The organism is Kitasatospora sp. GAS204B, assembly GCF_029892155.1.
In the GTDB taxonomy this organism is placed as follows: domain Bacteria; phylum Actinomycetota; class Actinomycetes; order Streptomycetales; family Streptomycetaceae; genus Kitasatospora.
In genome coordinates this window covers 447,232-459,623 of the sequence record NZ_JARZAG010000002.1, presented here as the reverse complement: position 1 = coordinate 459,623, position 12,392 = coordinate 447,232, and the positions used below count along the sequence as shown (strand labels likewise).

At 69.9% G+C, this 12,392-nt stretch carries 10 protein-coding genes and 1 pseudogene; 6 read left to right on the top strand and 5 right to left on the bottom strand.

What is annotated here, in order from left to right:
• The first annotated feature begins 92 nt into the window (after positions 1 to 92).
• Positions 93 to 2,105 carry an N-acetylmuramoyl-L-alanine amidase gene (locus tag P3T41_RS04660; RefSeq protein ID WP_280687873.1) on the top strand — a complete coding sequence of 671 codons (2,013 nt, stop codon included), beginning with the start codon at positions 93 to 95 and terminating at the stop codon, positions 2,103 to 2,105.
• 32 nt (positions 2,106 to 2,137) lie between these two features.
• Here the strand turns inward: P3T41_RS04660 and P3T41_RS04655 are convergent, their stop codons facing one another.
• The gene (locus tag P3T41_RS04655) at positions 2,138 to 2,713 is read right to left on the bottom strand and encodes a Uma2 family endonuclease (protein WP_280687871.1); all 576 of its coding nucleotides are present in this window, start codon (positions 2,711 to 2,713) and stop codon (positions 2,138 to 2,140) included.
• A gap of 162 nt (positions 2,714 to 2,875) precedes the next feature.
• On the bottom strand, positions 2,876 to 5,284 hold the full coding sequence (locus P3T41_RS04650; RefSeq protein WP_280687870.1) for a putative Ig domain-containing protein: 2,409 nt from the start codon (positions 5,282 to 5,284) through the stop codon (positions 2,876 to 2,878).
• Between the two features lie 236 nt (positions 5,285 to 5,520).
• Here P3T41_RS04650 and P3T41_RS04645 point away from each other — a divergent pair, with 236 nt between their 5' ends.
• Positions 5,521 to 6,303: a GntR family transcriptional regulator gene (locus P3T41_RS04645; RefSeq protein WP_280687869.1), complete on the top strand. Its 783-nt coding sequence runs from the start codon at positions 5,521 to 5,523 to the stop codon at positions 6,301 to 6,303.
• 102 nt (positions 6,304 to 6,405) lie between these two features.
• Here P3T41_RS04645 and P3T41_RS04640 read toward each other — a convergent pair whose 3' ends face one another.
• Both P3T41_RS04640 and P3T41_RS04635 read right to left on the bottom strand, forming a co-directional pair.
• Positions 6,406 to 7,476 (bottom strand): terpene synthase family protein, encoded by a 1,071-nt coding sequence (locus P3T41_RS04640; RefSeq protein ID WP_280687867.1) that lies wholly within the window; start codon positions 7,474 to 7,476, stop codon positions 6,406 to 6,408.
• Positions 7,473 to 8,768, bottom strand: coding sequence for a cytochrome P450 (locus P3T41_RS04635; protein ID WP_280688050.1), 1,296 nt, complete (start codon positions 8,766 to 8,768; stop codon positions 7,473 to 7,475). Before P3T41_RS04635 ends, P3T41_RS04640 begins: the two co-directional genes overlap by 4 nt.
• Positions 8,769 to 9,000: 232 nt before the next feature.
• On the opposite strand from P3T41_RS04635, the gene P3T41_RS04630 reads away from it, so the two are divergent.
• The 4 genes and pseudogenes from P3T41_RS04630 to P3T41_RS04615 all read left to right on the top strand — a co-directional run bounded on the left by P3T41_RS04630 (position 9,001) and on the right by P3T41_RS04615 (position 11,882).
• Positions 9,001 to 9,132: a hypothetical protein gene (locus P3T41_RS04630; RefSeq protein ID WP_280687866.1), complete on the top strand. Its 132-nt coding sequence runs from the start codon at positions 9,001 to 9,003 to the stop codon at positions 9,130 to 9,132.
• Positions 9,133 to 9,292: 160 nt separating this feature from the next.
• Positions 9,293 to 11,140, top strand: coding sequence for a hypothetical protein (locus P3T41_RS04625; RefSeq protein WP_280687864.1), 1,848 nt, complete (start codon positions 9,293 to 9,295; stop codon positions 11,138 to 11,140).
• Positions 11,141 to 11,238: 98 nt separating this feature from the next.
• Positions 11,239 to 11,433, top strand: a pseudogene (locus P3T41_RS04620) (DUF255 domain-containing protein); the annotation flags it as partial.
• A 95-nt stretch (positions 11,434 to 11,528) separates the two neighbouring features.
• On the top strand, positions 11,529 to 11,882 hold the full coding sequence (locus tag P3T41_RS04615; RefSeq protein WP_280687862.1) for a hypothetical protein: 354 nt from the start codon (positions 11,529 to 11,531) through the stop codon (positions 11,880 to 11,882).
• Here the strand turns inward: P3T41_RS04615 and P3T41_RS04610 are convergent.
• Positions 11,861 to 12,370 (bottom strand): hypothetical protein, encoded by a 510-nt coding sequence (locus P3T41_RS04610; RefSeq protein WP_280687860.1) that lies wholly within the window; start codon positions 12,368 to 12,370, stop codon positions 11,861 to 11,863. The genes P3T41_RS04615 and P3T41_RS04610 overlap by 22 nt on opposite strands.
• Positions 12,371 to 12,392 lie beyond the last annotated feature (22 nt).

The window sequence follows — 12,392 nt, the reverse complement described above, 5'->3', positions numbered from 1 at the left end:
CGCACCCTGATCGGCGTCCAGGCCTCGGCGCCCTGATCGAACGGCCCGTGTCACTCCGTGTCACGGGCCGTCGCGCACGGTAGAACCATGGCATGTCCAATCTCTCAATGGCCTCCCGCCGCCTGCCGGCCGCACTTGCCGTGCTGGCGCTGGTCGGTGGAACCGGGCCGGCCTGGTCGGCCCCGTCGACCACGCCCGGCGCCCGAGCTGCCCAGTCGCTGCAACGGCGGTTCGACGCAGCCGCACGGGAGTTCGGGGTGCCGCGAGGTCTGCTGCTGGCGCTGGCCTACCAGGAGAGCCGCTGGGAGTCCCACGGCGGGCAGCCGAGCACCACGGGGAACTACGGCGTTCTCGGCCTGACCGGCGTCGACGTCACCGCCGCGAACGCCGCTCGGCCCGCTCGGGCCGGTCGACCGAGCCCGGCAGCCGAGCCGGACGCTCGCGGCGACGGCGCGGTGGCCCGCTCCGCCCCTGCGGCCAGGCGGATCGTGGACTCCCCGGCGCTGCACACGCTCGACGCGGCCGCGGCGCTGATCCACCGTCCGGCGGCCCGGCTGCGCGCCGACACCGAGCAGAACATCCGCGGCGGTGCCGCGCTGCTCGCGCGCTACCAGCGGGAGGCCGGCGGGGCCGCCGTCACGGATCCGGCCCGGTGGTACGCGGCGGTGGCCAGGTTCGGCGGCGACGGCGTGGCGGTGGCCGGGGCGGGCGCGGGCCGGGCGTTCGCGGACCGGGTGCTGCGGACCGTGCGGACGGGAGCGGCCCGGACCACCTCCGAGGGCCAGCGGGTCGTCCTGCCGCCCGACCCCGACCTGCTGCGGCCCGAGCCGGGGGCCATGCCCCCACCGGCCGACCAGCCGGACGGGAGCGAGGAGCCGGCCGAGTGCCCGGCCGACCTCGGCTGCGACGTCACCCCCGCCGCGTACGCGCTGACCGACCCGAAGGACCCGACCTCGTACGGGAACTACAACCCGGCCAACCGCCCCGAGGACGGTCAGGCGATCCGCTACATCGTCATCCACGACACCGAGAGCGACTACGACGGGGCGATCGCCTCCTTCCAGAACCCGCGCGAGCAGGCCACCGCGCACTACCTGGTCCGCGGCTCCGACGGCCATGTCACCCAGCTGGTGCGCACCAAGGACATCGCCTGGCAGGCCGGCAACAAGACCATCAACATGCACAGCATCGGGATCGAGCACGAGGGCTTCGCCCTGCCCACCGACCGGCCGACCTGGTACTCCGAGCAGCTGTACCAGTCCTCCGCCGAGCTGGTGCGCTACCTCGCCGCCCGGTTCGGCGTGCCGCTGGACCGGCAGCACATCATCGGCCACGACGACGTGCCCGGGCCGACCCAGGACTCCGTCGCCGGGATGCACTGGGACCCGGGGACCTTCTGGGACTGGGCCCACTACCTGGAGTTGCTCGGCGCCCCGATCCGGCCCGGCACCGACGTCCCGCCACGGGTCGGCGACACAGTGACGATCGCCCCCGCCTTCGACGCCACCAACCAGCCCCCCGTCGCCGAAGTGGCGGCCCGCCCGGAGAACTTCGTCTATCTGCGGACCCGGCCGCAGGCCGGCGCACCGCTGATCAACAACGGCACCACCAGGGCCGACGACTGGAGCGACAAGGCGGTGACCGGCACCCGCTACGTCGTCGCCGACCGGCAGGGCGACTGGACGGCGATCTGGTACGACGGCCAGGAGTGCTGGTTCCTGGACCCGAACGGCCAGGCCGCCAGGACCGACCGGCGCGCCGAGCCGGTCGCGGTGACCCTGCTGACCCCGCGCCCGGGCCTCGCCACCATCCCGGTCTACGGCCGTGCCTATCCCGAAGCCGCCGCCTACGCCGGCTACCCCGCCATCCCGGTCCTCCCCGTGGAGCCGCTGAAGGCGACCATCCCGGCCGGCCAGCTGTACCTGGCCGCCGACGCCACGCCCCGGCCGGCCGACTACTTCTACGACAAGAACATCGACGGCGACGCCCCCGACGACCGGACCCTGGTGGTGGGCCAGGAGACGTACTACCCGATCCGCTACAACCACCGCCTGGCGTTCCTGAAGTCCTCCGACGTCCGAGCGGTCTCTGCTCCGGGGGACTGAGGTGCCCTGGCTCCGCAGGGAGTTGTCGCGGTTCAGCTGCTCCGGAGGTCGACGTCGACCTGGAAGGGTGCGGCGGCCCGCACGACGCCGGTGAACACCTCGCCGTCGCGGTAGCTCGCGCTCGCGGGGTCGAGGACGCAGGTGTACACGAGCGGAATGCCGTTCGCGGCCTGCTCGATCCGCCAGTAGAACGGGATCCCGGCCCTGGCGTACTGCTCGACCTTCACGATCCGGTCGGTGGTCTCCGACCCGGGCGACACCACCTCGACGACCAGCAGCACGTGTTCCGGCCGGGTGGGCGTGCTGTCGATGGTGTCGGCCCGGTAGACCACCACGTCAGGGCGGCGGTTGGTGAGCGGCACGTCGCGCAGTCGGACGTCGAAGTCCGTGTCGGCGTTCCAGTCGGGGCCCGAGGCGGCGTCCAGGGCGTTCGCCAGCAGCCGGGCCAGCCGGGCCAGCCGGTTGTGCCGCTTGGAGCCGCTCGGGCTCACCACGACCATCCCGTCCACGATCTCGATGCCCGCGCACTGCTCCTCGGACCAGGAGTCGTACTGCTCCGCGGTGATCTGGGAGTGCATCCACGCGGGAGCGACCATCTCGGTGGTCATGGCGAGCCTCCTCTGAGCGTGCTCGAGGGCTTGGTGCTGCTCGGCTCAGCGTACTGGCCCGGGCCTTCGGAATCCGGCGGTGTGCTGCCGTCGGCCATGGGGCGCCGCCGGCGGGGCTGTCGAGCGGATCAGCCCCGCCGGCGGCGCCGGGTGGGTCGAGGGTCAGCTGCCGAGGGTCATGGCGATGTCGTCGATGTAGCCGTCGTCGCCGCTGCCCGCCTGGCGGGTGAAGTTCACGGTGAACTTGACCGAGGCGGTGCCGGTGGGCACGGTGCCGGTGGCCGATTCGGCGAGCAGTTCGGTCTGGTTGCCGCGCTGGGCCGCGGTGACCGGGGCGAGGGTGGCGGTGCCGAGTGACGCGCCGGATGAGCTGAGGAACGTGGCGACGAGTCCGGCGTCGTCTCCCTGGCCGGCGTAGCCGCCGATCCAGGCGGACAGGGTGTAGGGGAGGTTTCCGGCGGCGATCTGGCCGGACTGGGCCGCGACGCTGTCGGTCTGGGTCATCGAGGCGGTGGCGGTGCTCCCGCCGTCGAAGAACGCGTTGCCCGGGGACGCCGGGGCGGTCGGTCCCTGGGCGGCGGTCGGGAAGCCGCCGGAGGCGCTATAGCAAACCTGCTGCGGCGAGTTGGTCAGCGTCCAGCCCTGGGCCGGGGTTCCGGTGCCGATGGAGGCCTGGCAACTCCCGCTCTCGGCACCCGGGTTGACGATCGGGACCGAGTACGCGGTGCCCGTGCCCCCGGAGTCGACGGTCCAGCTGACGGAGGCGCTGCCGGTCGCGCCGGTGGTGTCGGTGGCGGTGAGCGTCACGGTGGAGTTGCCCGCGGCGGTCGGGGTGCCGGTGATCTGGCCGGTGTTCGGGTCGATCGCGAGGCCGGCCGGCAGTCCGGTGGCGGCGTACGTCAGGGTCTGGCTGCCGTCCGTGTCCGAGGCCTGGATCTGCAGCGGGCTGATCGCGGTGCCGAGGGTGGAGGTCTGCGGGCCGGGGGCGGCGACGGTGACGCTGTTCCCGCCGGTGCCACCGGCGTTGGTGAACACCTCGTTGTACGGGGTGGCCCACTTGTCGTTGTCGGTCATCGTCGTGGTCAGCCCGAGCGCGCCCTCGATGACCCGGGCGGTGCTGTAGTGGTCGTACCGGTTCGGGTCCTGGTACCCGGCCTTGACGGTGCCCTGCGACCCGATCAGGACGGTGGCGACCTGGTTGGTCTGGCCGGGCCCGAAGCCGCCGGGGGAGTTGGCGCCGTCCTCGTCCCAGGTGAGGACGAGCAGCGACTTTTGCTGCGTCCACGCGGGGGAGTTGAAGAGCGTGGGAAGGGTCTGGCTCAGCCAGGTGTCGCCGGACGCGATGCCGCAGCCTTCCATGTCATTGCAGGAGTCCGCGTCGGCCCAGACGAACGCGGGGGTCGTCGTGGTGGACGCCAGGTCGTTGTTGAGCAGTTGGGGCAGCGGCTGCCAGTGCGCCTGGCAGTAGGCGTTGTCGCTCTGCATCTTGGGGTCGTAGTAGAACGGGACGTCGTCGTTCTCGTAGTTGCCGCTGCTGGTGGTCTGGCAGTTGCTGGTCTGGCTCTGCACGTACTGCTTCCAACTCCTGCCGGCCGCATCGAGGTTGTCGTTCAGCCCGGGGTTCGTCGCGGCGCAGGCCGGGTTGGTGATGCAGTCGGCTCCCGGAGTGCTCTTGCTGCTGCGGCCGAACGAGTTGCCGAACGCGATCGCCTCGTAGTTCGGGTCGGAACTGTGCGTGTTGGCGTGGTAGTTCGTCAGCAGCGAACCCATCGGGAGCAGGGTGTTGTTGACGTACGGGGCGGCGGAGTTGCCGATGATCCCGGCGCCGCCGTCGACGGTGTTCGAGCTCGCCGAGTAGTTGTTGTTCTCCATCATGACGACGAAGACGTGGTCGTACCCGGGCACCGTGGAGGCGGGGACGGTCAGGGCCGGGGCGGTGGCGGCGGTGTCCAGGGTCAGCGAGAGGTCGTCGGCCATGCCGTCGTTCTGCGTCCCGGTCATGGTGAAGTCGACCGCGGTCAGGATCGAGCGGGTGCCGACGGGAACCGCGGCGGTGGCGCTGCGCTGCAGGAACTCGGTGGTGTTCGAGCGATCGGCGGCCAGCACCGGGCCGATCGACGAGGTGCCCAGCGCGGCGCCGGACGCGTCGAGGTAGCTGATCTTCACCGCGGCGGCGTCGTTGTAGCTGCCGACACCGCCGAGCCAGCCGGAGACGGTGGAGTGCACGCCGCCGGCGTCGATCGCGGCGGCCGCCGAGGAGACGTCGGTGCTCTGCGTCATCTCCGAGGAGCCGCGCGAGCCGCCCTGGAAGTAGGCGGTGCCCTTGGTCGGCGAGCCGGGGGTGCTCGTGTTGGCGCCGTTCGTCGCGTTGTAGCAGTTGATCACCGGGTCGCCGGAGGTGAGCTGCCAGCCCGGCACGGTGGTCTCCTCCCAGCCGCCGGGGCTGCACCGCGAGGTCTCCGCACCGGAGTTGAGCAGCAGGTTCGCGCTGGTGGTCGCGGCGGCGGCCGGGGTGACGACCGGGCCGACGGCCGGGGCGGCGAGCGCCGCGCCCAGCAGCACGGCCGTCACCGCCCGGCTCGTCCATGGTTTGACTGGACTGGCTGTTCTGAGCTTGCCGTACATCGAGTTCCTCCGAGGGATACGGGATCCGAACCACAGGGCGTCCGTACGTACAATTGGGCTAGCCCAATCGCGATGAGGATCCCGGCGCCGGGCGGACGGCGCACGACCGGAAGCTGCCCGGCAGACGACGGCTCGGCGAACGGCGCGCCGCGCCACACCCCGGCTCGGCTACCGTTGACGAGGTGACCACACGCCGGGCCGAGGCCAGCGCCCCACCGTCCGCCGCGCTGCGGCCTGCCCGCGAGGGCCTGCCCGAGCGCGGCGAGGCTCCCAAGTACTTCCAGGTGAAGCACAAGATCTCAACCGTCCTGGACACCCTGAGCCAGGGCGCCGCGGTGCCCACCGAACGGGAGCTGGCCGAGCGCTTCGGCGTCTCGCGGATGACCGTGCGTCAAGCCATCAGGGAACTGCGCCTGGAGGGCAGGCTCCAGCGCCGCGGCCGCTCGACCGTCGTCGCGGGCCCCAAGTTCGTGCAGCCGCTCATCCTCGCCAGCTATGCCGAAGGCGTCCGCCGGCAGGGCCGACGCCCCGGGCGCCAGCTGCTCACCCTCGAACAGCTCCCCGCCGGAGCCGACCTCGCCGCACTCCTGCGGATCCCGGTCGCCGCCCCCGTGGTGCACCTCGAACGCCTGCTGCTCGCCGACGACGAGCGGATCGGCGTGGAGAGCACCTACCTCCCGGTCCAGCGATTCCCCACCCTCGCCACCGACTTCGACCCGGCCACCTCGCTCTACGCCTTCCTGCGCGCGGCCGGTGTGCAGTTCGCCGAAGCCGACGAACGCATCGAGACCGTCCTCGCCTCCCCCCGCGAGGTCCAACTGATCGGCACCAGCCCGGCCCTGCCCATGCTGCTGATCAACCGGGTCTCCCGCGACCGGGAGGGCCACCCCATCGAGTGCGTCCGCTCCCTCTACCGTGGCGACCGGTTCAGCTTCACGACCCGGCTGACGCCGGAACAGGCGTAGCGCCGCGCGCGGGCCTTCGCCGTTGCCGGCAACGGCGAAAGCGCTGGTGCGCGAGCAGGCAGAACGTCGAAGTCCTGCTGGAGTACTGGCGACTTCACGGCCTCACCGCTGGGCCAGTTCCCTGTCGTCCCACCACCAGGCGATGCCCGGAACCGCAGGTGCGGTCGGCCGGTCGTCCGTCGGCATCATGGCCCACAGCGATGACGGGGGCCGGCCGTCACCGTCGTGGTAGCGAGAAACGCGTCCGCTCCACTCCAGATTGCCCCGGATCAGATGGTCCAGCTGGTTCAGATGCCTGTGTACCCGATCACTCGCTGTCGGCCGAATTCTTTCGCACAGAACCAGGTAACGGCACATGATGCGGTCGTGCAGGGCTACCACCTGGTGCAGCGCCTCTTCTCGAGTGCAGGCGCGCTCGTGCTGCATGACACCGACGATGTTGGACTCCAGTACCTCCTGATCGCTCTCCCGGTTCAGGGAGAACAGATCGTTACCGATCGTCACCAGCATGTTCGCCGCCTGCGTCACTGCCCGAACCGGCGCCGACTCACGCTCGGCATCGGGCAGACAGGTACCCTCGGCGAGCTCGATGAGGGCACCGGTGAGCTTCATCGCCCGGTCTCTGGGGCCGAGGTTGACGTAGTCGGCGAGCGACGGCATCGCACCGGAGGTCCGGTACGCCGTCAGGCAGGCGACCGCGAAGAACCACTCCATGTTCCCCTCGACCCAGCGGCGCACCACTGCCGCAGGCGCACACTCACGGGCCCGGACGGACAGATCGCGCAGGCCTCTGGCGAACGGATCGTCGGGTACCGGTGCTTCGGGGTGGTCCAGGTGTGCCATCAACCGCATGGTCAGCGGAATCAGCACCTGCGGCTGCTGGGCCATGTCACCCGCGTCGAAGCGGCAGTCGTCGATGGCGAATCCCAGGTGCGTCCAGTCCGAGACGATCTGCAGATTGTGCCGGCTGCCGCGCGGCGCTATTCGGCAGGCCCACTCTGCCGCGCTCGTGCGAACCAGCGACTCGCGCAGGCCCGCCTGCGCGAAGAAGCCCAATCTCTCCAGCCATTCGAGGCTGTTCTCACCGATCTCCGCCGCATCCGGGTGGACGGCAGAAGGCAACGGGCAATACAGCGGAGGGACGATGACGCGAGAGCGCTGCTGTGTGGTCACTGGTCGCCGACCGCGGCGGAAGGGGCGTGCGGTGTCATGACGACCCGGTCTGGATGAATCGTGACCCTGGGCACCATACGCGGAACCACACCGGGATCGGCGGTCAGCGTCCAGTGTTTGGCCACCTCGGCCAGGATGATGATCATCTCGCTCCAAGCGAAGTTCTCGCCGATGCACTGCCTGGTGCCGCTGCCGAACGGCTGGTACGCGGTCCGGGGAATCGACCCGACCCGTTCCGGTGACCAGCGGTCCGGGTCGAACCGTCCGGGATGGGGATAGACGTTCGGATCGCGGTGAAGGATGTACGGGCTGAACACCGCTGTCGCGCCCTTCGGAATGGAGAAACCGCCGAGAACCGTCGCCTCGTTGACCGTTCGGGTGAGGAGCCAGGCCGGCCCGTACAGGCGCATGGTCTCCTGGACCACCTGCCGTGTGTAGACCAGCGACGGCAGGTCGGACCCACGTAGGGGCCGTCCCGGGGCGGCCTGCTCGACTTCGGCCCGCAGGCGCTCGTGGACGTCAGGTGACCGGCCGATCTCATGCAGGGCCCACAGGACCGTCGTGGTCGAGGCCTGACCGTTGGTGGTCACAAACGTGATCACCTCGTCCTCCAGCTGCGTTCGACTCATTCCGGCGCCGAGCAGTACGTCGAGGAGTCCGGCCGGTCCGTGGTCCCCGGCGGGACGGCGGCGCTCGTGCGCATCGACGAGATCGCTGATGGATGCGCGCAGTTCGACGAGGCCGCGTTGCTGACGCCGCTGAGTCGGGGTGGGGATTCTCCCCAGGTACGCGGGGAGAACGGTCTGTCGGATGGTGCCCGCCATCACGTCCGGGAGCACACGCTGGAAGCGGCGCCGCACTTCGGCCGGCGGCTCACTTCCCAGCAGCGCGGCCAGGAACACCGAAAGCGTCAACTCCTGCATGTCCTCGTCCAACTCGCGTGGCACGCCCTCGGCCCACGAAGCGACGGCAGCCCGTGCGACATCGAACATCACGTCACCGCGCGCGGCGATGAAGGGTCGGTTGAACATCGGCTGCATGAGCTTGCGCTGTGTCCGGTGCGCCTCGCCGTCGGGCACTGTGGCCAGGCCGTTTCCCGCGAAGCGGCTGAGCGCCTCGATGAGCCGACCGCCCTTGCCGAAACAGCGCGACTGCGATGTCAGCATCTCGTGGGTCAACTCGGCGTCGGTGACGACGTAGACGACCACGCGACCGAGGAGGACGCGCACGACCGGGCCCTGTCGGCGGAGGGAATCCATGAAGTCCAACGGACGGCGGAGCAAGGGAGCCACATGCCCGAGCAACAGACTCCCCCCGATCGCGCGGGGAGCGGTGATGGGGCCGACGGCGTTCAGCGTACGTGTCCGGAACGGTGACGACTGGCATCCGTAGCTGTGAGGATCATGCGATCTCCTCCTCGATTGCACGCGTAGTTCCGGACAGGGTGGCGCCAAGTAGCTGTTGTCGCACCGATCTTAGGGGTTGTCGGTCGAACAGGTGTCCCGATTGTGTGATTGCGGGTGCTTGAGCAACCTGCTCACCCTGATGTACGGCCTGCTCGCGATCGGCGCCGTCGCCGCGGCCGTCCCGGCCCGACGGGCCGCCGCCCTGAGCCCGCTGGAAGCCGCGGCGAGCGGACCGCGTCCGAGAGGGTGACAAGAGGATGACGACCCGTCAGGTCATGACGGTCCACCGTCAGCGCGCGCCCTAGCGTGACGGTATGGATACAGAATGTGCACCCTCCGTAGTCGGAGAACCGGGCAGACCGGGCAGGCCCGGCCACTCGCAGCGGACCGGGCTCTCCGCCGTACTGGTGATGGCCCTGGCCATGCTCACCTTCGCCGCCGTCATCTCGCCGGCCGCCGCCGCGCGGCGCGAGGGCGGCAGCGTGACGGTGAACTTCACCAACAGCAGCGACCGCGCCCTGACACTCGCGAGCTTCACCACGACCAGGGGCTGCCTGATCGGCAGTCAGCCGAGCGCGATCGCGGCGGGCGCCTCCGCCAGCTGGTCGTCCGGGCCCTGCCTCGGTTCGGACGGCAGCGCGGGCAACGCGTCCTTCCGGGTCGCCGGTGAGGAAACCGGCACGGTGCAGGTGAGCTGGAACAGCCCGACCACCGGCCCGAACACCTACACCCAGACGGCACCGGGCGGCTACGTGATCGGTCGCACCGGTGGCGAGGGCTCGAACCCGACCGTCCAGTTCACCTTCGACTGCAACTCCACCACCTGCGACGGGATCCCCGACGACTGGAAGCGCAACGGCGTGACCATCGATCCGGGCGACGGCAGCGGGCCGCAGTTCATCGACCTGCCCGCGATGGGCGCCACCGTGAACAAGCCGGACATCTTCGTCCAGCTCGACTGGATGGCCGACGCGACCCACAACCACGCGCTCGACCCGCAGGCCATCCGCCAAGTGGTCGAGGCGTTCAAGAACTCCCCGTACAGCAAGCACTCGCCGACCACTGGCATCAACCTGCACATCGACGCCGGCTCGGACAGCATCCTCAACTTCGACACCAACGCGACCTGGGGCACCCTCAGCAAGGCGCGGCAACTGCCCGAGCAGGCCAACCTCGGCACCCTGGACGACAACGGCGACTACCAGTGGGACGCCTTCAACACCCTCAAGACGGAGAAGGGCGGCTTCGTCAGCGCCGGCCGCGCCCCGATCTTCCACTACGCGATCTCGGCCGACCACCTGTGGCCCGACTCGACCACCCTCGGCATCGCCGCGCTCCCGGGCAGCGACTTCATCCTCAGCCTGGGCGCCCTCTCGGCCGACATCCCCCTGATCCCCGCACAGGCCGTCGACTTCATGCACGAACTGGGCCACAACCTGAGCCTGCGGCACGGCGGTGACGCGGACCTCCCGAACAACAAGCCGCAGTACTTCAGCGTCATGAACTACTCGTACTCGATCCGGGGCCTGACCGCCGGCACGACCACCGGCATCGCCGACTACTCCCGCGAGGCCCGCGGCCTGAACGAGGTGTTCCTGAACGAGGGCACCTACCCGTTCAGCAGCAAGAACTACGACGTCGTCCACTACTGCCAGAACGACCCGAAGGGCCCGTTCATCACCACCCCGCGGAGCAAGGGCTGGGTCGACTGGAACTGCAACGGCACCCAGCAGCAGGGCTTTGTCACCGCCGACGTCAACGGTGACGGGCAGAAGACCCGGCTCACCGGCCACGACGACTGGGCCGCCCTCCTGCTGCGCGCCGGCACCATCGGCCGAGTCGGCGCCCCCAACCTCCCCGACGCACCCACCCCGAACGACGAGCCGACCATGGAGCAGGAGGAAGGCGTCCTGCCGCTGGACACCACGCCGCCGGTCACCACCGCCGCCACCGACCCCGCCGGCCGGAAGGACCACGTCTTCACGACGGACGTGACCGTCACCCTCACTGCCACGGACGACATCTCGGGCGTGGACCGCACCGAGTACAACCTCGACGGCGCCGGCTGGACGGCCTACACCGGCCCGATCACGCTGACCACGGACGGCCGGCACGAGCTGCTGTACCGCTCGATCGACTTCGCGCAGAACCAGGAGGCCGACAACTCCCTGACCCTGCGCATCGACTGCGACCACGGCCACGACGACGGCCACGGCCACGGCCACGGCCACGGCCACCCGTCGGGCCAGACCTCGTGAGCGTGACGACGGCAGCCACCGGCTGAACCGCACCGCCCGGGTCCGTCCGGCCCCTCGACCAGCCCCCACTCCAGCCGCCCTCCCGCGGAACGGAGCGGATCGGGGCCCGGCGGGCCCGGGCGCCCGGGCACTGCGGTGTCCGGCACCGACTTGCCGGCGCCACCTCTCCGTACCTCTTGCAGCACGCCGACAACCCCGTGGACTGGTGGCCGTGGAGCCCCGAGTCGTTCGCGGAGGCGGCGCGGCGGGGTGTGCCGGTGCTGCTCTCGGTCGGGTATGCGGCGTGTCACTGGGAGGGGCAGGCAAGGGGCGATGTGTCACCCGAATCGGAGGATCAGCGGGCCTGCCGCGTTGTAGCGTGGTAGCGGCCTACACGCACGGAGCAGACGTGACCGCACAGCCGGAGCACCACGCCGAAGAGCTGATCCCGCGCCCGGAGCGGACCATCACCGCTCTCAAGGCTGCCCTTGCCGTTGTAGCCCCGGACCGCCTGCTGGAGATGCAGACCGAGCAGGCCGAAGCGATCACCAAGGCCATCGACTCCGACACCCTCGATCCTCTCCGAGGGTTCCTCCTGCGGTGGGCTGTCGTGGTCGAGATCGAACGGCATCCGGAAACAGCCGCCAAGCTCCGCCGAGCCGAGTACCTCGTGCAGGTGACGGAGGAGCCTGATGACTCTCGGCGTTATGCCCTCACCGCTGCCGAGATCATCCGGGCCGCCTACCGGGTGCTGGGCGCATGACGTGGTCCTGGGAGTACCTCCCCAGTGAGGAATACGTGATCAGCGAAGCACCGCCAGCCTTCGTCGCTGAAGTCGAGAAGAAGGCCGATGAGCTGGTCCGCGTTGCGGGAGGCCTCTATCTCGACGGGACCCGCGTATCGGGGTGAGAACCCCAAGAGCTCCTGCTTCGTGAGGAGGAGGTCGTGTCGTACGATCACCTTCGGGACGAGTAGGAGAGGTTTTCCGTCCGCTATGGGCAATCGCGTCGCGGAGGCATCCCAGTTCCGTCGCTTCGAGTCCCATGCCAGCCCGCAGTAGACATCGTCGACGAGCGGTATCCCGTACATTGCAGCCGTTGACTGCGTATAGGTGGTCAGCATTCCGCGAATCACGCAGGTCGTAATATCCGAGACTATGTCCTTCCCGATCTTGTCGATGAACTGGCAGTAGTTGCCCGATTTCCATTCACTTAACCGCGCCACTTTATCTACCCGCCGGTACGGGTCCATTACTGGCCATGATCGACGAGGT

Bases quoted from the DNA above. Each gene is read 5' to 3' on its own strand.
- P3T41_RS04660 (WP_280687873.1), top strand. From the start codon at position 93: ATGTCCAATCTCTCAATGGCCTCCCGCCGCCTGCCGGCCGCACTTGCC.
- P3T41_RS04655 (WP_280687871.1), bottom strand. From the start codon at position 2,713: ATGACCACCGAGATGGTCGCTCCCGCGTGGATGCACTCCCAGATCACC.
- P3T41_RS04625 (WP_280687864.1), top strand. From the start codon at position 9,293: ATGGCCCTGGCCATGCTCACCTTCGCCGCCGTCATCTCGCCGGCCGCC.
- P3T41_RS04610 (WP_280687860.1), bottom strand. From the start codon at position 12,370: ATGGACCCGTACCGGCGGGTAGATAAAGTGGCGCGGTTAAGTGAATGG.